Annotated in this window: 22 protein-coding genes; 9 read left to right on the plus strand and 13 right to left on the minus strand. The window is 60.4% G+C overall.

The features are described from left to right. Positions 1-401: 401 nt before the first annotated feature. From sdhB to sdhC, 4 genes are read right to left on the minus strand one after another with little or no spacing between them, the layout of a single operon-like run. Positions 402-1,118: a succinate dehydrogenase iron-sulfur subunit SdhB gene (gene sdhB, locus ACLEXF_RS11645; RefSeq protein WP_002894954.1), complete on the minus strand. Its 717-nt coding sequence runs from the start codon at positions 1,116-1,118 to the stop codon at positions 402-404. Between the two features lie 15 nt (positions 1,119-1,133). Beyond that, a complete protein-coding gene (gene sdhA, locus ACLEXF_RS11650) occupies positions 1,134-2,900 on the minus strand; it encodes a succinate dehydrogenase flavoprotein subunit (RefSeq protein ID WP_004179067.1) in 1,767 nt (588 codons plus the stop codon). After that, positions 2,900-3,247 carry a succinate dehydrogenase membrane anchor subunit gene (gene sdhD, locus ACLEXF_RS11655; protein WP_002894949.1) on the minus strand — a complete coding sequence of 116 codons (348 nt, stop codon included), beginning with the start codon at positions 3,245-3,247 and terminating at the stop codon, positions 2,900-2,902. The genes sdhA and sdhD overlap by 1 nt, the downstream gene beginning before the upstream one ends. Then, positions 3,241-3,645, minus strand: a complete 405-nt coding sequence (gene sdhC / locus ACLEXF_RS11660) for a succinate dehydrogenase cytochrome b556 subunit (protein WP_004142216.1) — start codon at positions 3,643-3,645, stop codon at positions 3,241-3,243. The genes sdhD and sdhC overlap by 7 nt, the downstream gene beginning before the upstream one ends. A gap of 324 nt (positions 3,646-3,969) precedes the next feature. Between sdhC and ACLEXF_RS11665 the strand changes: the two genes are divergently transcribed. Together ACLEXF_RS11665 and gltA are read left to right on the plus strand one after the other, a co-directional pair. Continuing rightward, positions 3,970-4,101 (plus strand): hypothetical protein, encoded by a 132-nt coding sequence (locus ACLEXF_RS11665; RefSeq protein WP_418268517.1) that lies wholly within the window; start codon positions 3,970-3,972, stop codon positions 4,099-4,101. Between the two features lie 184 nt (positions 4,102-4,285). Beyond that, on the plus strand, positions 4,286-5,569 hold the full coding sequence (gltA, locus tag ACLEXF_RS11670) for a citrate synthase (protein WP_004885983.1): 1,284 nt from the start codon (positions 4,286-4,288) through the stop codon (positions 5,567-5,569). A 90-nt stretch (positions 5,570-5,659) separates the two neighbouring features. On the opposite strand, the gene nei is transcribed toward gltA, so the two are convergent. From nei to ACLEXF_RS11700, 6 genes are read right to left on the minus strand one after another with little or no spacing between them, the layout of a single operon-like run. After that, the gene (gene nei / locus ACLEXF_RS11675) at positions 5,660-6,451 is read right to left on the minus strand and encodes an endonuclease VIII (protein WP_032455732.1); all 792 of its coding nucleotides are present in this window, start codon (positions 6,449-6,451) and stop codon (positions 5,660-5,662) included. Positions 6,452-6,466: 15 nt separating this feature from the next. Then, positions 6,467-7,111 (minus strand): pyroglutamyl-peptidase I, encoded by a 645-nt coding sequence (gene pcp / locus ACLEXF_RS11680; RefSeq protein WP_017901413.1) that lies wholly within the window; start codon positions 7,109-7,111, stop codon positions 6,467-6,469. A gap of 29 nt (positions 7,112-7,140) precedes the next feature. After that, positions 7,141-7,893 carry a 5-oxoprolinase subunit PxpA gene (gene pxpA, locus ACLEXF_RS11685; protein WP_032455730.1) on the minus strand — a complete coding sequence of 251 codons (753 nt, stop codon included), beginning with the start codon at positions 7,891-7,893 and terminating at the stop codon, positions 7,141-7,143. Next, complete coding sequence (pxpC, locus tag ACLEXF_RS11690; RefSeq protein ID WP_004885976.1) at positions 7,883-8,815, minus strand: 5-oxoprolinase subunit PxpC; 933 nt, start codon at positions 8,813-8,815, stop codon at positions 7,883-7,885. The genes pxpA and pxpC overlap by 11 nt, the downstream gene beginning before the upstream one ends. Further along, complete coding sequence (pxpB, locus tag ACLEXF_RS11695; RefSeq protein WP_017901415.1) at positions 8,809-9,465, minus strand: 5-oxoprolinase subunit PxpB; 657 nt, start codon at positions 9,463-9,465, stop codon at positions 8,809-8,811. The genes pxpC and pxpB overlap by 7 nt, the downstream gene beginning before the upstream one ends. Before the next feature lie 15 nt (positions 9,466-9,480). Next, positions 9,481-10,224 carry a type 2 GTP cyclohydrolase I gene (locus ACLEXF_RS11700; RefSeq protein ID WP_004885970.1) on the minus strand — a complete coding sequence of 248 codons (744 nt, stop codon included), beginning with the start codon at positions 10,222-10,224 and terminating at the stop codon, positions 9,481-9,483. 267 nt (positions 10,225-10,491) lie between these two features. On the opposite strand from ACLEXF_RS11700, the gene ACLEXF_RS11705 reads away from it, so the two are divergent. Then, entirely contained in the window at positions 10,492-11,970 is a 1,479-nt protein-coding gene (locus ACLEXF_RS11705) for an MFS transporter (protein ID WP_004885969.1), read from the plus strand. Here ACLEXF_RS11705 and phrB read toward each other — a convergent pair. Both phrB and ACLEXF_RS11715 read right to left on the minus strand, forming a co-directional pair. Further along, the gene (phrB, locus tag ACLEXF_RS11710) at positions 11,942-13,381 is read right to left on the minus strand and encodes a deoxyribodipyrimidine photo-lyase (RefSeq protein ID WP_049003337.1); all 1,440 of its coding nucleotides are present in this window, start codon (positions 13,379-13,381) and stop codon (positions 11,942-11,944) included. The two genes, ACLEXF_RS11705 and phrB, sit on opposite strands and share 29 nt — an antisense overlap. 183 nt (positions 13,382-13,564) lie before the next feature. After that, the gene (locus ACLEXF_RS11715) at positions 13,565-13,774 is read right to left on the minus strand and encodes a DUF2517 family protein (RefSeq protein WP_004142243.1); all 210 of its coding nucleotides are present in this window, start codon (positions 13,772-13,774) and stop codon (positions 13,565-13,567) included. Positions 13,775-14,080: 306 nt separating this feature from the next. Here ACLEXF_RS11715 and kdpF point away from each other — a divergent pair, with 306 nt between their 5' ends. The 6 genes from kdpF to kdpE are packed head-to-tail and all read left to right on the plus strand — an operon-like array spanning position 14,081 to position 21,866. Continuing rightward, positions 14,081-14,170, plus strand: coding sequence for a K(+)-transporting ATPase subunit F (gene kdpF / locus ACLEXF_RS11720; protein WP_020323459.1), 90 nt, complete (start codon positions 14,081-14,083; stop codon positions 14,168-14,170). Next, a complete protein-coding gene (gene kdpA, locus ACLEXF_RS11725; protein ID WP_004885967.1) occupies positions 14,170-15,849 on the plus strand; it encodes a potassium-transporting ATPase subunit KdpA in 1,680 nt (559 codons plus the stop codon). Before kdpF ends, kdpA begins: the two co-directional genes overlap by 1 nt. A gap of 20 nt (positions 15,850-15,869) precedes the next feature. Beyond that, complete coding sequence (gene kdpB, locus ACLEXF_RS11730) at positions 15,870-17,918, plus strand: potassium-transporting ATPase subunit KdpB (RefSeq protein WP_004885966.1); 2,049 nt, start codon at positions 15,870-15,872, stop codon at positions 17,916-17,918. Positions 17,919-17,928: 10 nt separating this feature from the next. Further along, the gene (gene kdpC / locus ACLEXF_RS11735; RefSeq protein ID WP_023319985.1) at positions 17,929-18,504 is read left to right on the plus strand and encodes a potassium-transporting ATPase subunit KdpC; all 576 of its coding nucleotides are present in this window, start codon (positions 17,929-17,931) and stop codon (positions 18,502-18,504) included. Continuing rightward, on the plus strand, positions 18,505-21,192 hold the full coding sequence (kdpD, locus tag ACLEXF_RS11740) for a two-component system sensor histidine kinase KdpD (protein ID WP_407259885.1): 2,688 nt from the start codon (positions 18,505-18,507) through the stop codon (positions 21,190-21,192). After that, the gene (gene kdpE, locus ACLEXF_RS11745; RefSeq protein WP_002894776.1) at positions 21,189-21,866 is read left to right on the plus strand and encodes a two-component system response regulator KdpE; all 678 of its coding nucleotides are present in this window, start codon (positions 21,189-21,191) and stop codon (positions 21,864-21,866) included. Before kdpD ends, kdpE begins: the two co-directional genes overlap by 4 nt. On the opposite strand, the gene ACLEXF_RS11750 is transcribed toward kdpE, so the two are convergent. Beyond that, positions 21,848-22,285 (minus strand): hypothetical protein, encoded by a 438-nt coding sequence (locus tag ACLEXF_RS11750; protein ID WP_004885958.1) that lies wholly within the window; start codon positions 22,283-22,285, stop codon positions 21,848-21,850. The two genes, kdpE and ACLEXF_RS11750, sit on opposite strands and share 19 nt — an antisense overlap. Between the last annotated feature and the right edge of the window lie 45 nt (positions 22,286-22,330).

Raw genomic sequence — 22,330 nt, forward strand, 5'->3', positions numbered from 1 at the left:
AAACTACCACGCACACCGAGTGCACGTGCCGGGGTTCACTTGTTGCGGACGAGTTGTGGTTTCTATCCGCTAAGGAACCTTTAAAAACTGCCATTAATCTTCGGCGTTCAGGCTGCGGTTGCGTTAGCTGCCTTCACTTACCCCGGTCACATAGTTCGCTATGCTCCCGGGGATGCGTTCAGTTGCCGCCTTACCTCGCACTGAACGCCTTGATTACTGGTACATCTTGTGGCGGTTTTTAAAGATTTCCTGCTATCCCTTCATACTTCAAGTTACATGTACGTTGTCCTGTAACTCGAATTATTTAGGGTATTCATTTCCCGGTAGCACAAACGCTACCGGGGTTACTGCTTTTGGTAGCCCGGATAAGCGGTAGCGCCATCCGGGACACACCGGGTTTCTTACGCGCTGCGCTGCAGCAGCATCGACTTAATATGGCCGATGGCGCGCGTCGGGTTCAGCCCCTTCGGACACACACTGACGCAGTTCATAATGCTGTGACAGCGGAATACGCTGAAAGCATCGCTCAGGCCGTCCAGACGCTCGCTGGTTTCGGTATCGCGACTGTCGATCAGGAAGCGATACGCGGCCAACAGGCCAGCCGGGCCAATGAACTTATCCGGGTTCCACCAGAACGACGGGCACGAAGTCGAACAACATGCGCAGAGAATACACTCGTACAGACCATCGAGTTTCTCACGCTGCTCAGGCATCTGCAGATGCTCGCGAGCCGGAGGATTTTGCCCATTATTCAACAAGTAAGGCTTAATCTTCTCATATTGTGCATAGAATTGCCCCATGTCCACCACCAAATCACGGATAACCGGTAATCCTGGCAGCGGACGGATAACAATCTTCTTGCCCGGCTGATTCAGCGCGGAGATCGGCGTGATGCACGCCAGACCGTTTTTCCCGTTCATATTCAGGCCATCGGAACCACAAACCCCTTCACGGCAGGAGCGGCGGAACGACAGCGACGGATCTTTTTCTTTCAGCTGGATCAGCGCATCCAGCAGCATCATGTCACGACCTTCTTCCGCTTCGAGGGTGTAATCCTGCATGTGCGGAGCGTCATCAACATCCGGGTTATAGCGATAAATTGAAAACTCGAGTTTCATTTTCCTGTCTCCGCATTAGTAAGTACGAATCTTCGGCGGGAATGCCGGACGCAGTTTCGGTTCCATGTTGACGCTACGACGCGTCATGGATTCCGACTCTGGCAGATACAGGGAATGGCACAGCCAGTTTTCATCATCACGATCCGGGAAGTCGAAGCGGCTGTGGGCGCCACGGCTCTCGGTACGGAAGTTAGCGGATACGGCGGTCGCGTACGCGGTTTCCATCAGGTTATCCAGCTCCAGGCACTCAACGCGCTGGGTGTTGAACTCGCTGGAGGTATCGTCGAGACGGGCGTTTTTCAGGCGCTCGCGGATCACTTTCAGCTGTTCCAGACCTTTGTGCATCGCATCGCCTTCGCGGAACACCGAGAAGTTATGCTGCATACATTCCTGCAGCGCTTTGCGGATCGCCACCGGATCTTCACCGGAACGGGTGTTGTTCCAGCGGTTGAGGCGGTCCAGCGAGCCTTCGATATCGGATTCGCTGGCGTCGCGCAGCGTGCCTTGCTCGGCGATGGATTCCTGCAGATGCAGGCCCGCCGCGCGGCCGAAGACCACCAGGTCGAGCAGCGAGTTGCCGCCAAGACGGTTAGCGCCGTGGACCGATACGCAGGCGATTTCGCCTACCGCGAACAGGCCCGGGATCACCACGTCTTCGCCCTTCTCATTGACGGTCAGCGCCTGGCCGGTCACTTTGGTCGGAATACCGCCCATCATGTAGTGGCAGGTTGGGATAACCGGGATCGGCTCTTTCACCGGATCGACGTGAGCAAAGGTACGGGACAGCTCGAGGATACCCGGCAGACGAGATTCCAGAACCTCTTTACCCAGGTGATCCAGCTTCAATTTCGCGTGCGGGCCCCACGGGCCATCGCAGCCGCGACCTTCGCGGATTTCGATCATGATGGAACGCGCCACCACGTCACGACCCGCCAGGTCTTTGGCGTTCGGGGCATAACGCTCCATAAAGCGTTCGCCGTGTTTATTGAGCAGATAACCACCTTCGCCGCGGCAACCTTCGGTGACCAGAACCCCTGCCCCGGCGATGCCGGTCGGGTGGAACTGCCACATTTCCATATCCTGCACCGGCACGCCGGCACGAATGGCCATCCCGACGCCGTCACCGGTGTTGATGTGGGCGTTGGTGGTGGACTGATAGATACGGCCTGCGCCGCCGGTCGCCAGCACGGTGGCGCGGGCTTTAAAGTAGACCACTTCGCCGGTCTCGATGCACAGGGCGGTACAACCCACCACCGCGCCGTCCTGGTTTTTCACCAGATCGAGGGCATACCATTCGGAGAAAATAGTGGTGTGGTTTTTAAGGTTCTGCTGGTACAGGGTGTGCAGCAGGGCGTGGCCAGTACGGTCAGCCGCCGCCGCGGTGCGCGCCGCCTGCTCGCCGCCGAAGTTCTTCGACTGGCCGCCGAACGGGCGCTGATAAATACGGCCGTCGTCAAGACGGGAGAACGGCAGGCCCATGTGCTCCAGCTCGAGAATCGCTTCCGGGCCGGTCTTACACATATATTCGATGGCGTCCTGGTCACCGATATAGTCCGACCCTTTTACGGTGTCGTACATATGCCATTCCCAGTTATCTTCATGGGAGTTACCGAGCGCGACGGTGATACCCCCCTGCGCTGACACGGTATGGGAACGGGTCGGGAAGACTTTAGAGAGCAGCGCACAGGTCTGTCCGCTCTGGGAAATTTGCAGCGCCGCGCGCATACCTGCGCCGCCGGCACCGATGACAACAGCATCAAACTCTCTGACTGGCAATTTCATTACACACCCCACACCACAACAAATCCATAAAGAACGTAAGCCACCAGCGCCACAACGATAGCCAGCTGCAGAACCAGGCGCAGAGCCAGTGGTTTAACGTAGTCCGTTAACACCTGCCACATCCCGATCCAGGCATGGATAAGAATGGAAACGAGAGCCAGCAGTGTGAAGACTTTAGTGAAGCCGGAGGCAAAGAATCCGGTCCACACTTCCCATGAGATCTCACCGGTGGTAGCGAAGAAGCCAACCATGTAGATGATGTAGAGGGTCAGAACGATGGCGGTAGCACGGACCAGAATAAAGTCATGAACGCCGTTGCGTCCCAGTGCTGAGGCGTTGCTTACCATACGAGGACTCCTGCGAGAAGTGAAAGCACGACAGTAATAACAAAAGAAATCTTGGCGGAACGTTTCCCTGCTTCGAGGGTTTCGTCCAGGTAACCAAAGTCCATCATCAGATGGCGGATACCGACAACGACGTGATAGGCCAGCGCGGTGAGAATGCCCCACATGATGAACTTCACAAAGAAGCTATCCATGATCGAGGCCGCCGTCAGAAAACCTTCAGGGGAGGAGAGGCTGGTGCCCAGCAGCCAAAGCAGAATTCCGACCGCCACGAAGGTGATGACACCGGAAACGCGATGGAGAATGGACGCTATCGCCGTGATTGGGAACCGTATCGTTTGTAGATCCAGATTGACAGGTCTTTGTTTTTTCACATTTCTTACCATGAATAACGCCCACATGCTGTTCTTATTGTTTCCTTCCTCCGGTCTGCTTGCGGGTCAGACAGCGTCCTTTCTATAACCAGAAGTCATGTTAAAACGTCTTTTCAGGCATTAAAACATCACTAAACAACGCTGGGTGGCTCGGGATTGCAGGGTGTTCCGGAGACCTGGCCGCAGTATAGGCCGTTCACAAAATCATTACAATTAACCTACATATAGTTTGTTGGGTTTTCTCCGGAACAGTGATCAAGGTCACGATAACAACATTTTTTTAATTTTTAATCACCTGATTTGACAAATATTAAACATTCTTGTTACAACCATTACCAGTTAAATGCAATAATGCTCAAAAGTTATGGGGTCACTCTTTCACCTGAGAATAAGTTATGTAACAGTGTGTCAGTATTGACCGATGTAATCAGGACAGTTATTAGTGGTATACAGGTTTTAATATTCGGACTGCTAAAACGCTGATTTGCTGTTGTTTCACCGCAGCCCTGAAGAACGTGCCATCAAGCGCCGTTGCTCTGTACCCTGCCCTTTTCGCTGACGCAGAGCTGTGTGCAACATAACAAACTGGTAACGTATACGGGCGCGGGCCGAAAGCAAATCCACCACCCGGCAGTCTTAAGCAATAAAGGCGCTAAGGAGACCATAAATGTCTGATGCTAAAGCAAAAATCACCCTGGGTGGTGACACTGCTATTGAACTGGATGTGCTAAAAGGCACGCTCGGTCAGGATGTTATTGATATTCGTAGTCTTGGTTCAAAAGGCGTATTTACCTTTGACCCAGGTTTCACATCTACCGCTTCCTGTGAATCTAAAATTACGTTTATCGATGGTGACGAGGGAATCCTGCTGCACCGCGGCTTCCCGATCGACCAGTTAGCGACCGAATCAAACTATCTTGAAGTTTGTTACATTCTGCTAAACGGTGAAAAACCAACCCAGGCCGAATATGACGAATTCAAAACCACCGTGACCCGTCACACCATGATCCATGAGCAGATCACCCGTCTGTTCCATGCGTTCCGTCGCGATTCTCACCCGATGGCCGTTATGTGCGGGATCACCGGCGCCCTGGCGGCGTTCTATCACGACTCCCTCGACGTGAATAACCCGCGTCACCGCGAAATCGCCGCCTATCGCCTGCTGTCCAAAATGCCGACCATGGCAGCTATGTGTTACAAGTATTCTATCGGCCAGCCGTTTGTTTATCCGCGCAACGACCTCTCCTACGCCGGCAACTTCCTGCGCATGATGTTCGCCACGCCGTGCGAAGAGTACGAAGTCAATCCGGTGCTCGAGCGCGCCATGGACCGTATTCTGATCCTGCACGCCGATCACGAGCAGAACGCCTCAACCTCGACGGTACGTACCGCGGGCTCTTCCGGCGCTAACCCGTTCGCCTGTATCGCAGCCGGCATCGCCTCTCTGTGGGGACCGGCGCACGGCGGCGCCAACGAAGCGGCGCTGAAAATGCTGGAAGAGATCAGCTCCGTTGAACACATTCCGGAATTTGTTCGTCGTGCGAAAGACAAGAATGACTCTTTCCGCCTGATGGGCTTCGGCCATCGTGTTTACAAAAACTACGACCCGCGCGCCACCGTAATGCGTGAAACCTGCCATGAAGTGCTGAAAGAGCTGGGCACCAAAGACGACCTGCTGCAGGTGGCCATGGAGCTGGAGCATATCGCGCTGAACGACCCGTACTTCATCGAGAAGAAGCTCTACCCGAACGTCGACTTCTACTCCGGTATCATCCTGAAAGCGATGGGTATTCCGTCCTCCATGTTTACCGTTATCTTCGCCATGGCGCGTACCGTGGGCTGGATTGCGCACTGGAACGAAATGCACAGCGACGGCATGAAGATCGCCCGTCCGCGTCAGCTGTACACCGGCTACGCCAAACGCGACTTCCAGTCCGACATCAAGCGTTAATCTCGCTGTCCGGATGATAAAAACGCGCCTGCTGGCGCGTTTTTTATGCCTGACGATGAAGCCTGGCGCTGACACTGCCTGGCTGCCGGCTTAATGCTGGCAGTGCGGGCACCAGTAAAACGGCCGCGATGAGAGCATGGTCTTCTCAATCACGCCCCCGCAGCGCTCGCACTTTTCCCCATCGCGATGGAAGACCTTAAAGCGGAACAGCGCGCCGTGGTGCTTGTTGTTATCGGGCTGGCCGCGAGTGCGATAAGAAAGCCGCGGGATATCGAGTAGCGCGTGCGCCAGCGCATCCAGCTGTGTTTCATTAAGCTCCGAGGCCTTATGCCCCCCGGTCAGCCCCACCTGCCAGAGGATTTCCACCCGCAGATAGTTACCCAGACCGGCAAGAAAAGCCTGATCCAGCAGCAGGCCGGAAAACTGACGATTGCGGAATTTGGCCGACAGCAGTCGCGCTTTCACCTGCTCCGCGGTTAACGTCATATCCAGCACGTCCGGACCGACGCGCAGCAAGAACGGATGGTTGGCCTCCTGCTCCGCCGTGAGCATCTCAATGTCCGACGCGCTGTAGAGCAAAATCGCCTTGCTGGCCGTCTGTAGCCTGACGCGCAGCACCCGGTTAGAGGCAGGCTGTTCGCCGGCCTCAACCACGCGCCAGACGCCGTACAGCTGATTATGGCTGTACAGGGTCAGGCCGCCGGAGAAGCGGGTTAGCAGGGCCTTGCCCCGGGTGTCGATATGGGTAACCCGCTGACCAATCAGTTCGGTTTGATAGGGTTGCAACCGGGGAAAAGCGAACCAGACGTCGGTTAAGGGTTCGTCTTTGATTGCTGCCTCCAGTGTATCCGCCGCGCGGCGGATCTCCGGACCTTCCGGCATACTGTCATCCTTCTGTTAGTGGGTGGCGCCGCCGCCCAGTTTACTATCCACCGGCTGGTGCAGGGCTACGGCTATGGCCGCCTCCAGCGCTTCCCGCACGGTGGCGGTCGCCATACTCGGCTCGCCGGGATGGGCCGCCGCCTGCGCCGGTAGCCAGGGAATATGGATAAACCCGCCCCTCACCTCATTCTGTCCCTGCAGCTTGTGCAGCAGACCGTACATGACGTGATTGCAGACGAAGGTGCCGGCGGTTTGCGACACTGAGGCCGGGATCCCGCGATCGCGCAGCGCGCTGACGATCGCTTTGATCGGCAAGGTGCTGAACCACGCGGCCGGCCCGCCGTCGACGATCGGCGTGTCGATGGGTTGCTGGCCTTTGTTATCGGGGATACGCGCATCATCGACGTTAATCGCCACACGTTCGACGCTGATATCGACCCGGCCGCCGGCCTGTCCCACCGCGATAACCAGCTTCGGCTGCAGGTCTTCAATCGCCGCGTCCAGCGCCGACAGCGCCTCGCCAAACACGCAGGGAAGCTGCCTGGCGATCACCGGCTGACCAGCAATCATTGTACCGTCAAGCTGCTGCACCACTTCCCAGGAAGGGTTCACCGTCTCGCCGTCAAAGGGTTCAAAACCGGTGAGTAATACGCCCGCCATCGTCTTCTCCTTCGCGGTCCTTCAGATTGTCATATCTCAGCCTCTGGCTGAGCGCTGACCATAATATGGCGCCCGGCGAACGCCGCCCGCAAACGGCGGGCAAATTCGAGGGCATGCGGACCATCGCCATGCAGACATACCGTCTGCGCCACCACGTTCGCCCATTCGCCGCTGACGCTACGCACCCGGTGGTGTTGCACCATTTCGAGGGTTTGCGCCAGGGCCTGCTCTTCGCTGTCAATCAGCGCGCCAGGCTCGGTGCGCGGCACCAGGCTGCCGTCGGCCAGATAACCGCGATCGGCAAACACCTCCTGACGCGTCGTCAAGCCATAGCGTTGCCCGGCGCGGATCAGTTCGCTGCCCGCCAGACCCACCAGCACCAGCTGCGGGTTAACATCGCGGACCGCGCGGGCGATCGCGTCGGCCAGCGGCGGCGATTTGGCCGCCTGGTTGTAGAGCATGCCGTGCGGCTTTACGTGCTGCAACTCGCCGCCCTGAGCCTGAACGATCGCCGCCAGAGCGCCAATCTGATACAGCGTCTGGGCATAGACCGTTTCCGGCGGCAGATCCATCGCCGTGCGGCCAAAATTTTCCCGGTCGGGATATCCCGGATGGGCGCCCACCGCCACGCCGTACTTCAGCGCCTCGCGCACGCTCTGCACCATCAGCCCGGCGTCGCCGGCGTGAAAACCACAGGCGATATTCGCCGACGACACCAGCTGGAGCAGCGCGCTATCGTTCGCCCCGCCTTCCCCGAGATCGGCATTGAGATCAATCATCATCGTGGAGTCTCCAGGCCAGTTGTTCAAGATAACGCTGACGATCGGCCCGCGCCTTCAGCGCCTCCTCCAGCGAGCAGGCCACGAAATGGATCGGCTGCCCGAGCGGGATCTGCGCCAGCTGGTACATATCGGCATCGATGATGCAGGCGATCCGCGGATAGCCGCCGGTGGTTTGCGCGTCGTTCATCAGCACAATGGGCTGGCCGTTGTGCGGCACCTGCACCACGCCCGGCAGCAGGCCGTGCGACAGCATTTCGCGATCGGTGGTGCGTTTCAGCGGCTGCCCCTGCAGGCGGTACCCCATGCGGTTACTCTGCGGACTGAGCTTCCAGGGGGCGCGCCAGAATGACGCCTGCGAGGCCGCGTCAAATTCGTGGTACTCCGGCCCGGGCAGCGCACGAATGCGGTTGCCCAGCGGCAACTGCTTGACGCCGCGCGGGGTGGTGAAGCGGCGGGCGGCTTTCCCGAGCTTCAGCTTGTCGCCGTCCTGCAGGCGGCGTCCTTCCAGACCGCCAATCCCCGCCTTGAGATCCGTGCAGCGCGAGCCAAGGACCTCGGGAACCGCAATCCCGCCCGCCACCGCCAGATAGCTGCGAATGCCATGCTGCGGCGTTTTCAGCACCAGGCGCTGCCCGGGCCGGTAGGCGGTGCGCCAGCCCACCCAGACCGCTTTACCGTCCAGGGTCGCTTCGCAGGCGGCGCCGGTCAGCGCAAACCAGCCGCTGCGGGCAAATTCGATCTCCACCTGGCCGAGGGTAATCTCCAGCCCGGCGGCATTCGCCTCGTTGCCAACCAGCAGATTGGCAATCACCAGCGAGGGATAATCCAGAGCGCCGCAGCGGCTGATGCCAGACTGGCGCAGGCCTTCTCGTCCACCGTCCTGTACCGAGGTGTACAGGCCGGCGCGGATCAGAGTCAACATACCCCCTCCTTTTGCGGCACAAAGCGAATTTTATCGCCCACGCGCAGCAGCGCAGGCTCCTTCCGCGACGGGTCGAACAGCGTTAGCGAGGTCCGCCCCAGCAGCTGCCAGCCGCCGGGCGTCGCCAGCGGATAGATCCCGGTTTGCGCGCCGCCGATACCCACCGACCCGGCCGGGACGTGCACGCGCGGTTCGGCGCGACGCGGCGTCGCCAGCGCCGCTGGCAACCCGCCCAGGTAGGGAAATCCCGGCTGAAAACCAATAAACCAGACCAGATACTCCACCGAGGCGTGCAGCTCCACGACCTGCTTTTCACTGAGGCCGCTGTGCTGCGCCACCACCCCGAGATCCGGTCCGGCCTCGCCGCCGTAGACGACCGGAATGGTCAGCGAGCGCGACTCCGGCTCGATCGCGAGGCTCTCCTCCCACCAGCGCTGCAGACGGTCTATCGCCTCCCACGCCACCTCCTGCGGGCGGCGGAGCACCACAGTGATATTGTTCATGCCGGGAATGGCGTCAATCACTTCCTCATGGTTCGCCAGACGCTGGGCTAAGCCCCAGATCCGCTGCTGGCTCTCAAGGGTGACCGGCGGCTCCAGCTCCAGCACGACGGCCGTTTCTCCTAACAGATAACAACGCGCTCGCTGCACTTTTTCTCTCTCCCGTCAGGCAGGGTTGGGAATATCAATAAAGGTGACGTCCAGGTCAGTGGTTTCCGTCAGCCATTCGCTGAGGGCGCGAATACCGCCCCGCTCGGTGGCGTGGTGGCCGGCGGCATAAAAATGCAGGCCCTGCTCGCGGGCGGAATGGATGGTTTGTTCCGACACCTCGCCGGTGATAAACGCGTCCACGCCAAAGCGCGCCGCGGCGTCGATAAAGCTCTGGCCGCCGCCGGTACACCAGGCGACGCGGCTGACGGTGTCCGGCCCGGTATCGCCGCACCACAGCGGCTTACGCCCCAGCCGCGCTTCAATCCATGAGGCCAGTTCAAGGCCGGAAACCGGCATCGACAGTTCGCCCCAGGGCACCAGCGGTTCGATTTCCCCCAGCACGTTAATCCCCAACAGATGCGCCAGTTGCGCGTTATTGCCCAGCTCGGGATGGGCATCCAGCGGCAGGTGCCAGCCGTAGAGATTGATATCATTGGCCAGCAGGGTTTTCAGGCGCCGGCGCTTCATACCGCGGATCACTGGCGATTCGTTTTTCCAGAAATAGCCGTGATGGACAATCACCGCATCCGCCTGAAGACGAACGGCCTCATCCAGCAGCGCCTGGCTGGCCGTCACTCCGGTGACGATCTTGTGCACCGTGTCGCGCCCTTCCACCTGCAGACCGTTAGGGGCGAAGTCACTGATGGCTGCACTATTGAGCTTGTCGTTTATCAGTTGTTCCAGTTCGCTATTTTTCATCGCCACTCCAGCAGATAATCAGGGTATACAAAGGCATAACATAACCAGATCCATTCGGGTCGTCGATAGTCCGCCTCCGACACTGACGATGACTTTTTACTGAATAGCGCAATTTGTCTATTCACCCCGCCGCGCATTCGTGTATATTTATGCACTAATAAAGCATATTAAATAATCAGAAAGCCCCTCAAGCCATGAATATGACTAATTAAACGCTATTCATGCAGAACGATCGACTTTCGCTTTAGGCCAGGAAACACACTTCTCATGAAGACAACATCATCGCAACCGCGGGCGATTTACTACGTCGTGGCGCTGCAAATCTGGGAATATTTTAGCTTCTACGGCATGCGCGCCCTGCTGATCCTCTATCTCACCAATCAGCTCAAATATGACGATAACCACGCTTACGCCCTGTTCAGCGCCTACTGTTCGCTGGTCTATGTAACGCCGATCCTCGGCGGCTATCTGGCCGATAAGCTGTTAGGCAACCGGATGGCAGTCATGCTCGGCGCGCTGCTGATGGCCATTGGCCATCTGGTGCTCGGGGCCAGCGAAACCGCCCCGGCCTTCCTCTACCTGTCGCTGGCGATCATCGTCTGCGGCTACGGGTTGTTTAAATCCAACGTCAGCTGTCTGCTGGGCGAACTGTACGAACCCGCCGATCCGCGTCGCGATGGCGGCTTCTCGCTGATGTATGCCGCGGGCAATATCGGCTCGATCATCGCGCCCATCGCCTGCGGCTACGTTCAGGAGGAGTATAGCTGGGCGATGGGCTTTGCCCTGGCGGCCATCGGCATGGTGGCGGGACTGGTGATCTTCCTCTGCGGCAACCGTCATTTCCAGCATACCGCCGGCGTGAACCGCCAGGCGCTGTGCGCCCGCCGCTTCCTGCTGCCGAACTGGGGCTGGCTGCTGGTGCTGCTGGTCATCGCGCCGCTGCTGATTGCCGTGCTGTTCTGGCAGGAGTGGTCGGTGTATGCCCTGATCGTGGCCACGGCCATTGGCCTCGCGGTGCTGGCGCGGATCTACCTGCGTGCCGAGACCGATAAACAGCGCAAGGATCTGCGCCTGATCGTCGTCCTGACCGCCTTCAGCCTGCTGTTCTGGGCCTTCGCCCAACAGGGCGGTAGCTCCATCAGCCTGTATATTGACCGCTTCGTTAACCGCCATATCATGAGCTACGAAGTCCCTACCGCTATGTTCCAGTCGATCAACGCCTTTGCGGTGATGCTCTGCGGCATGGTGCTGGCGTGGCTGGTGAAAGAGAGCGTCGGTGGTAACCGCACCGTGCGCATCTGGGGGAAATTTGCCCTCGGTCTGGGCCTGATGAGCGCCGGGTTCTGCATTTTGACCCTCAGCGCCCGCTGGTCGGCGGCCTATGGCCAGTCGTCCATGCCGCTGATGGTGCTGGGGCTGGCGGTGATGGGTTTTGCCGAACTGTTTATCGACCCGGTCGCGATGTCGCAAATCACCCGCATTGAGATCCCGGGAGTGACCGGGGTGCTGACCGGCATCTATATGCTGCTCTCCGGGGCCATCGCCAACTATCTGGCCGGCGTTATCGCCGACCAGACCTCGCAGGCGTCATTCGACGTCGCCGGGGCGGTGAACTATTCCATTGACGCCTACATCAACGTCTTCAGCCAGATCACCTGGGGCGCGCTGGCCTGCGTCGGCGTAGTGCTGGTTATCTGGCTGTATCACTCGCTGAAGGTCAGGACCCGCCGTCTGGCGGTGGAATAATCCCCTTTCTGGCGGCCTCCCAGGCCGCCAGCGTCTCCTGTCGCGCCTGCTTGTGATCGACTATCGGGCGCGGATAATCCAGCGTCACCCCCTGTTTATCCGCCCACACCCACGGCTGATGCAGCGCCTTCTCCGGCACCTTTGCCAGCTCCGGCAGCCAGCGACGCATAAACACCCCCTGCTTATCAAACTTCTCGCCCTGGGTGGTGGGATTAAATATGCGGAAATAGGGCGCGGCGTCGGTGCCCGTCGAAGCCGCCCATTGCCAGCCGCCGTTGTTCGCCGCCAGGTCGCCGTCAATCAGCTGGCTCATGAAATAGCGCTCCCCTGCCCGCCAGTCGAGGCGCAGATCTTTGGTCAGGAAGCTGGCGACAATCATGCGCAACCGGTTATGCATCCAGCCGGTGGCGTTAAGCTGGCGCATGGCGGCATCGACAATCGGAAAGCCGGTCTCCCCGCGCTGCCAGGCCTGCAGGGCGCCATCCTCTTCGCGCCAGGCGACCTTATCGGTCCAGGCGACAAACGGCCGACCTTTACAGAGTTTCGGATAGTAGACCATCAGATGGCGGTAAAACTCGCGCCAGATCAGCTCATTAAGCCAGGTGGCGCCTGCCCCGCCATCCAGTGCGGCGGGGTGTTCCGTCAGCAGCCGATGCAGGCACTGGCGCGGCGACAGCACCCCGATGGCCAGGCAGGGCGACAGGCGACTGGTCCCTTCCACGGCCGGGAAGTCGCGCTGCCCCTCATAATCCGCCGCCGGTTGCTGACAAAACGCGCGCAGCCGCGCCAGCGCCGTTTTTTCATCCGCGGCAAACAGCAGCCCATCGAACGGCGTTTGCGGATAGTTAAGCTCCGGCACCGGCGGCGCCAGGCGAGCGGGCGCCTGGCGCGGCTTTGGCGCGGCCACGCACGCCGGCAATCCTTCCCGCAGCCGGCGAATAAACGCGTTCTTAAACGGGGTGAAGACTTTATACATTTCGCCGCCGGTCAGTACGCTGCCGGGCGGCAACAGGACGCTGTCGTCAAATCCCTGGCAAATCACTTCGCTCAAGGAGCTCTCAACGGCGGCATCGCGCTGGCGTTCATTGAATTCGTACTGATAGTTGTAGAACAGGTGACTGACCTGGTGCTGCTTGCAGAAATGGGCCAGCCGCTCGACGCTGGCGCTAAAATCGTCCGCCTCTTCTACCCACAGCGGTATGCCCCGCTCCGCCAGCGCGGCGTGCAGACTGTGCAAATGGCTGGCGATAAAAGCGGCCTGCCGCGGCGCCAGGTGATGTTCGCGCCACTGCCCCGGTGTGGCAATATACAGCGCCAGCACCTGCGCCTGCGGATCGCGGCAGGCGGCGGCCAGCGCCAGGTTATCGTGAATGCGTAAATCCGTGCGTAACCAGACCAGATGGGTGGCCATATCACTCCTCACTCTCCGTCAGCAAAACTCATCTTATGATCTAAGCCGGCAAAAATAGCGCGCCCCGGCAAAATAAGCACCTGCCAATTCCGCTGCGGCGCCTGAAAACGAGTGTAGACAAGCGGCGAAAAAAAACCGCCGGGGGCAACCGGCGGTTAGTGGTTTTCCTCGCAGCAGGGCGAATTAGTAGAAGTCGTGCGCGGCTTTTTCCGCCTGCGCCATCCACACCGGCTGCTCGCTGGTTTTCGACCATACACGGTGCAGCCAGCTGTAATAGCGGGCGCGATCCTTCCAGAACAGCATCACCGGCAGCGCCGCGACGCCAGCCACGACGGCGAAAGCACGACGCAGCAAAATAATATGAGCAGGATAAGCTTTGTACAACGCCATCATTTCTCTCCCCTTTGTCAGGCCGGCAAGCAGCGCCGGTAAAATTAATCATGTTTGTCTGAGCAAAATAATACCGCTCTGGTTGTAATTTTACTACTCATCCGACCACTAAAAAGCACGTATTTATACTTAATTTACATTCGCTACGTAAATTAGTTACGAAAAAGTTAAATTAATACTAACCATCAGTTAAATTGTGCCTTTGTCATTTTTATACTTTTTTTACACCGCGCCCGCGGATTTTTGCGAAATCTTTGCGTCGTAATTTCTATCCTCCAGGTAAATCAAAAACACACCCGGAGGTGGATTGTGACTGCAGGCGTACTCACTGGCGTTGGGCTGGTGTTCCTGTTACTGGCTTATCTGGTTTATGCCTTGATACATGCGGAGGCATTCTGATGGCTGCCCAGGGATTTTTATTATTAGCCAGCTATCTGCTGGTTTTGCTGGTGCTGGCGCGCCCGCTGGGGATGTGTCTGGCAAGAATGGTGAATGACATCCCGCTTCCCGGCCTGGCCGGGATCGAGCGCGTCCTGTGGCGCGTGGCCGGGATCCGCGCCGAAGAGATGGGCTGGCTGCAGTATTTGCTGGCGCTCCTGCTGTTCAACGCCCTCGGCGGCCTGGCGCTGTTTGCCCTGCTGATGCTGCAGGGCGTGCTGCCGTTTAACCCACAGCACCTGCCGGGGCTGACGTGGGATCTGGCGCTCAATACCGCGGTCAGCTTTGTCAGCAATACGAACTGGCAGGCCTACGCCGGCGAAAGCACCATGAGCTATCTCAGCCAGATGGTGGGGCTGACGGTGCAGAATTTCCTCTCCGCCGCTACCGGCATCGCCGTGGTCTTCGCCCTGACCCGCGCCTTCGCCCGGCAGAAAATGTCCACCCTCGGCAATGCCTGGGTCGACCTGACGCGCATTACCCTGTGGCTGCTGCTGCCGCTCTCTCTGCTGGTGGCCCTGTTCTTTATTCAGCAGGGCGTGCCGCAGAACCTGCAGGCCTACCAGCCCTTTACCACCCTCGAAGGGGCGCACCAGCTGCTGCCGATGGGGCCCGTCGCCTCACAGGAAGCGATTAAGCTGCTGGGCACCAACGGCGGCGGTTTCTTTAACGCCAACTCCGCCCATCCGTTTGAAAACCCGACGGCGCTGACCAATCTCGTGCAGATGCTGGCCATCTTCCTGATCCCGGCGGCGCTGTGCTTCGCCTTCGGCGAGGTGGTGAGCGATCGCCGCCAGGGGCGCGCCATCCTGTGGGCTATGACGCTGATCTTTATCCTCTGCGTCGCCGTGGTGATGTGGGCGGAAACCCGCGGTAACCCGCACCTGATGACGCTGGGCGCCGACAGCAGCCTGAATATGGAAGGTAAAGAGAGCCGCTTCGGTATTCTCGCCAGCAGTCTGTTCGCGGTGATCACCACCGCCGCCTCCTGCGGCGCGGTCAACGCCATGCATGACTCCTTCACCGCGCTGGGCGGGATGGTGCCGATGTGGCTGATGCAGATTGGCGAAGTGGTGTTCGGCGGCGTCGGCTCGGGTCTTTATGGCATGCTGCTGTTCGTTATGCTGGCGGTGTTTATCGCCGGCCTGATGGTCGGCCGCACCCCGGAGTACCTCGGAAAGAAAATCGATGTCCGGGAAATGAAAATGATCGCCCTGGCCATTCTGGTCACCCCGACGCTGGTGCTGCTCGGCACGGCGCTGGCGATGATGACCGAGGCCGGCCGCGCCGGGATGTTCAACCCCGGACCGCACGGCTTTAGCGAAGTGCTGTACGCCGTCACTTCGGCGGCCAATAACAACGGCAGCGCCTTCGCCGGCCTGGGCGCGGCGACGCCATTCTGGAACCTACTGCTGGCGTTCTGCATGCTGGCTGGACGCTTCGCCGTCATCATTCCGGTGATGGCTATCGCCGGCTCGCTGGTGGCGAAGAAAATTCAACCGGCCAGCCCCGGCACCCTGGCCACCCACGACGCCCTGTTTATCGGTCTGCTGATCGGCACCGTGCTGCTGGTTGGCGCCCTGACCTTTATTCCTGCGCTGGCGCTTGGCCCGCTGGCCGAACACTTTTCCTTACTTTGAGCGATGCGGAGCACCCTGTTATGAGTCGCAAACAATTAGCCCTGCTGGAGCCGACGCTGGTGCGCCAGGCGCTGCTGGATGCCGTGAAAAAACTCAGCCCGATGGTGCAGTGGCGCAATCCGGTGATGTTTATCGTCTGGGTGGGCAGCCTGTTAACCACTCTGCTGGCCATCGCCATGGCTGGCGGCGCCCTGACCGGCAGCGCCACTTTTACCGCCGCCATCAGTATCTGGCTATGGTTTACCGTGCTGTTCGCCAACTTTGCCGAAGCGATGGCGGAAGGCCGCAGCAAAGCCCAGGCCAATAGCCTGAAAGGGGTGAAAAAAACGGCCTTCGCCCGTAAGCTGCGCGCCCCGCAGCATGACGCGACGGTCGACCACGTGCCGGCGGAAGACCTGCGCAAAGGCGACGTGGTGCTGGTGGAAGCAGGGGATATTATCCCCTGCGATGGTGAAGTCATCGAAGGCGGCGCCTCGGTGGATGAAAGCGCCATTACCGGCGAGTCTGCTCCGGTGATCCGCGAATCCGGCGGTGATTTCGCCTCGGTGACCGGCGGGACGCGCATCCTCTCCGACTGGCTGGTGATCCGTTGCAGCGTTAACCCGGGAGAAACCTTCCTCGACCGGATGATCGCCATGGTGGAAGGCGCCCAGCGCCGTAAAACGCCGAACGAAATCGCCCTGACGATCCTGCTGATCGCCCTGACGCTGGTGTTCCTGCTGGCCACCGCCACCATCTGGCCATTCTCGGCGTGGAGCGGCAATGCGGTCAGCGTCACCGTACTGGTGGCGCTGCTGGTGTGCCTGATCCCGACCACCATCGGCGGTCTGCTGTCGGCCATCGGCGTCGCCGGGATGAGCCGTATGCTGGGCGCCAACGTGATCGCCACCAGCGGCCGCGCGGTGGAAGCGGCAGGCGACGTTGATGTGCTGTTGCTGGATAAAACCGGGACCATTACGCTCGGCAACCGCCAGGCCTCCGCTTTCCTGCCGGCGCGCGGTGTGGAAGAGCGAACCCTCGCCGATGCCGCCCAGCTCTCCTCGCTGGCGGACGAAACCCCTGAAGGACGCAGCATCGTGGTGCTGGCGAAACAGCGCTTTAACCTGCGCGAACGCGATCTGCAGTCGCTGCACGCCACCTTTGTCCCCTTTACCGCGCAAACGCGGATGAGCGGCATCAATATCGATCAGCGCATGATCCGCAAAGGGTCGGTGGACGCCATTCGCCGCCACGTAGAGGCCAACGGTGGCCACTTCCCTGCCGATGTCGAGAAGCAGGTGGAAGAGGTCGCCCGCCAGGGGGCCACGCCGCTGGTGGTCGCCGAAGGGGAAAAGGTGCTGGGGATTATTTCACTCAAAGATATCGTCAAAGGCGGCATCAAAGAACGTTTCGCCCAGCTGCGCAAAATGGGCATTAAAACGGTGATGATCACCGGTGATAACCGCCTGACCGCTGCGGCGATCGCCGCCGAGGCCGGCGTCGACGATTTCCTCGCCGAAGCGACGCCGGAAGCCAAGCTGGCGCTGATCCGCCAGTATCAGTCGGAAGGTCGGCTGGTGGCGATGACCGGCGACGGCACCAACGACGCGCCCGCGCTGGCGCAGGCCGACGTGGCGGTAGCCATGAACTCAGGCACCCAGGCGGCGAAAGAGGCGGGCAACATGGTCGACCTGGATTCCAACCCCACCAAGCTGATTGAGGTGGTCCATATCGGCAAACAGATGCTGATGACGCGCGGCTCGCTGACCACCTTCAGTATTGCCAACGACGTGGCGAAATATTTCGCCATTATTCCGGCGGCGTTTGCCGCGGTCTATCCCCAGCTGGCCATGCTGAACGTGATGGGCCTGCATTCGCCATCGTCGGCGATCCTCAGCGCCGTTATCTTCAACGCGCTGATCATCGTCTTCCTGATCCCGCTGGCCCTGAAAGGGGTGAGCTATCGCCCGCTCTCCGCCTCGGCGATGCTGCGCCGCAACCTGTGGATCTACGGCCTCGGCGGTCTGCTGGTGCCTTTTATCGGTATTAAAGCCATCGACCTGCTGCTGACCCTGAGCGGTCTGGTGTGAGGAACAAACTATGTCATTGATTCGTCCAGCACTTGTGCTATTTATTCTGTTAACCATGCTCACCGGCGGCGTTTATCCTCTGCTGACCACCAGCCTGGGGCAGTGGTGGTTTAACTCACAGGCCAACGGCTCGCTGATCCGCATGAACGGCGAGGTGCGCGGCTCGGCGCTGATTGGCCAGAACTTTACCGCCGCAGGCTATTTCCAGGGTCGCCCGTCAGCCACCGCGGAGACAGCGGATAACCCGATGGCCTCTGGCGGCAGCAACCTCGCCGCCAGCAACCCGGCGCTGGATAAGGCGGTGAGCGAGCGGGTGCAGGCCCTGCGCGCCGCAAACCCGGATGCCGACCCGCGTGTGCCGGTCGAACTGGTCACCACCTCGGCGAGCGGTCTCGATAACAACCTGACCCCGGCCGCCGCGCTGTGGCAGGCGCCGCGGGTGGCCAAAGCGCGCCAGCTGAGCGTCGACCAGGTGACCGCGCTGGTTAACCAGGCCACACAAAAGCCGCTGCTGAGCTTCCTTGGCCAGCCGGTGGTCAATATACTGCAACTCAATATGGCGCTGGATGCCCTGAAGGATAAGTAAATGAGTGACGAGCCGCTGCGTCCGGACCCTGACCGCCTGCTGCAGCACACCGCCGCCCCGCATCGCGGCAAACTAAAAGTGTTCTTCGGCGCCTGCGCCGGGGTGGGGAAAACCTGGGCGATGCTGGCGGAAGCGCAGCGGCTCCGGGCGCAGGGGTTGGATATTCTGATTGGCGTGGCGGAGACCCACGGCCGGAAAGAGACCGCCGCGATGCTGCAGGGCCTGAGCACCCTGCCGCCGCGGCGGCTCGCCCACCGCGGGCGCTATGTGTATGAGTTCGATCTCGACGCCGCCCTCGCCCGCCGTCCGGCGCTGATTCTGGTGGATGAGCTGGCGCACAGTAATGCCCCCGGCTCCCGCCATCCAAAGCGCTGGCAGGATGTGGACGAACTGCTGGAGGCAGGGATTGACGTCTTCACCACCGTTAACGTCCAGCATCTGGAAAGTCTGAATGACGTCGTCAGCGGGATCACCGGCGTGCAGGTGCGAGAGACCGTCCCCGATCCCTTCTTTGACGCCGCGGACGACGTGGTGCTGGTGGATCTGCCCCCTGACGATCTGCGCCAGCGGCTCAATGAGGGCAAAGTCTATATCGGCGGCCAGGCCGAGCGCGCTATCGAGAACTTTTTCCGCAAAGGGAACCTGATTGCGCTGCGTGAACTGGCCCTGCGCCGCACCGCCGATCGCGTCGATGAGCAGATGCGCGCCTGGCGCGACCGCCAGGGCCAGGAGAAAGTCTGGCACACCCGAGACGCGATCCTGCTCTGTATCGGGCACAACACCGGCAGCGAAAAGCTGGTGCGCGCCGCCGCACGGCTCGCCGCCCGTCTGGGCAGCGTCTGGCATGCGGTGTATGTCGAGACCCCTTCCCTGCACCAGCTACCGGAAGCCCGGCGACGGGCCATCCTCGCCGCGCTGCGTCTGGCCCAGGAGCTGGGCGCCGAAACCGCCACCCTCTCCGACCCGTCAGAAGAGAAAGCGGTTCTCCATTACGCCCGCGAACACAACCTCGGGAAAATTGTCATCGGCCGCCAGAGCAAGCGCCGCTGGTGGGATCGTAGCGGTTTTGCCAACCGTCTGGCTCGCCACGCGCCGGACCTCGATCTGGTGGTCATCGCCCTGGATGAAAAACCCTTCCCCTTTCCGGTGCGCGCCAGCGACAGCCGTCCGGCGCTGGAGAAATGGCGCCTGCAGCTGCAGGGCTGCGCGGTGGCGGTGGCGCTGTGCGCCATCATTACCCTGGTGGCCATGCAGTGGCTGATGGCCTTCGAAGCCGCCAACCTGGTGATGCTCTATCTGCTGGGGGTGGTGATCATCGCTCTGCTCTACGGCCGCTGGCCGTCGGTCCTGGCGACGGTGATCAACGTTATCAGCTTCGATCTCTTTTTTGTCGCCCCGCGCGGCACGCTGGCGGTGTCCGATGTCCAGTATCTGCTTACCTTCGGCGTGATGCTCACCGTGGGCCTGCTTATCGGTAACCTCACCGCCGGCGTGCGCTACCAGGCGCGGGTGGCGCGCTACCGTGAGCGGCGTACCCGCCATCTGTATGAGATGTCCAAAGCGCTGGCGGTGGGTCGTAGCCAGCAGGATATCGCCACCACCAGCGAGCGGTTTATCGCCTCCACCTTTCAGGCCCGCAGCCAGCTGCTGCTCCCGGACGCCCAGGGGAAACTGCTGCCCTTAACCCACCAGCCCGGGCTGACGCCGTGGGATGACGCCATCGCCCGCTGGAGCTTTGATAAGGGTCAACCCGCCGGCGCTGGCACCGATACCCTGCCCGGCGTGCCGTATCAGATCCTGCCCCTGAAGAGCGCCGCCCGCACCTGGGGCCTGCTGGTGGTGGAGCCGGCGAATCTGCGCCAGCTGATGATCCCGGAGCAACAGCGGCTGCTGGAGACCTTCACTCTGTTGGTGGCCAGCGCCCTGGAGCGTCTCACCCTGACCGCCAGCGAAGAGCAGGCCCGACTGACCAGCGAGCGCGAAAGCCTGCGTAACTCGCTGCTCGCCGCCCTGTCGCACGATCTGCGTACCCCGCTGACCGTGCTGTTTGGCCAGGCGGAAATCCTGACCCTCGATCTGGCCAGCGAGGGCTCGAAGCATGCCCCGCAGGCCAACGAAATCCGCCAGCATGTGCTCAACACCACCCGGCTGGTGAACAACCTGCTGGATATGGCGCGGATCCAGTCCGGCGGCTTTAATCTGCACAAGGAGTGGCTGACGCTGGAGGAGGTGGTCGGCAGCGCGCTGCGCATGCTCGAACCGAGCCTCGGCGGCCAGCACGTTCAACTGGATTTACCCGATCCGCTGCAGCTGGTGCATGTTGACGGGCCGCTGTTCGAGCGGGTGCTGATTAATCTGCTGGAGAATGCCCATAAGTATGCCGGCGCCCGGGCGGACATCGGTATTCGCGCCGAAGCGGACGCCCGGCAGCTGTCGCTGGAGGTATGGGATAATGGTCCAGGGATCCCGGCGGGCCAGGAACAGGCTATCTTTGATAAATTCGCCCGCGGCAACAAAGAATCGGCGATCCCCGGCGTCGGGCTGGGCCTTGCCATCTGTCAGGCCATCGTCGACGTCCACGGCGGGACCATCTCCGCCAGCAACCGGCCAGAGGGCGGCGCCTCATTCCGTGTTACACTGCCGGGAGAAACGCCCCCTGAACTGGAAGAGCTATCTGAGGAATTGTGATTAACGTTCTGATTATCGAAGACGAACACGCTATCCGTCGCTTTCTGCGCACCGCGCTGGAAGCCGACGGCATGCGCGTATTTGAAGCGGAAACCCTGCAGCGCGGGCTGATCGAAGCCGCCACCCGTAAGCCCGACCTCGCGATCCTCGATCTCGGCCTGCCGGATGGTGACGGCATTGATTTTATTCGCGACCTGCGCCAGTGGAGTCAGATGCCGATTATCGTCCTGTCAGCGCGTAGCGAAGAGCATGACAAAATTGCCGCCCTGGATGCCGGCGCCGATGACTACTTAAGTAAACCCTTTGGCATCGGCGAGCTGCAGGCCCGCCTGCGCGTCGCGCTGCGTCGCCACGGCGCGGCGCAGGCCGACGAGCCGGTGGTGCGCTTCGCCGACCTGGAGGTCAATATCCCTGCCCGCCGCATCCTGCGCGGCAGCGAAGAGATCCACCTGACGCCCATCGAGTTTCGCCTGCTGGCGGCGCTATTGAATAATCCCGGCAAAGTGCTTACCCAGCGCCAGCTGCTGAATCAGGTGTGGGGCCCTAACGCCGTGGAGCACAGCCATTATCTGCGGATCTATATGGGTCACCTGCGGCAAAAGCTGGAGGCCGATCCGGCGCGCCCTCAGCATCTGCTGACCGAAACCGGGATTGGCTATCGCTTTATGCCCTGAGCCCCGCCTCTGCAGTACCAGAGGCTGGTGATCTTCAGCCCTTCAGAGAGTAGCAGGAAGCCTGCCAGGATCGCTAAATGCCTGACGCCGGCGGCCTGAATCAGCCACAGACCCAAAGAAAGCGAAGGCTGCATAAACACCAGCCTGAGCGGCGCCTGCCCCCAGGCCAGCCACAGCCCATAGCGGCTCTGACGGAAAAAAAGGATCATCGACAACGGGATGCTGATAATCAGCAGCACATTTAGCGGATAGAGCCAGACCGCCGCAGAGCCCCAGGTGTGCAGCAGCTGGAGATAAGCCAGCAGGTCGTCGTAAAAAGGGAGTCGGCGGTGGGCAATATTCCACCATAAGAATTGCAGGACGAAAAAGAGATCCATCCACGCCCAGAACAAAAACAGGGACTTCCGTTGTATTTTCATCGCTATCCTTGCGAAAAAAATCAGGCCCGCAAGGGGCCTGATGAT

This window comes from Klebsiella pneumoniae complex sp. WS1778 (genome assembly GCF_049472055.1).
GTDB lineage: Bacteria > Pseudomonadota > Gammaproteobacteria > Enterobacterales > Enterobacteriaceae > Klebsiella > Klebsiella quasipneumoniae.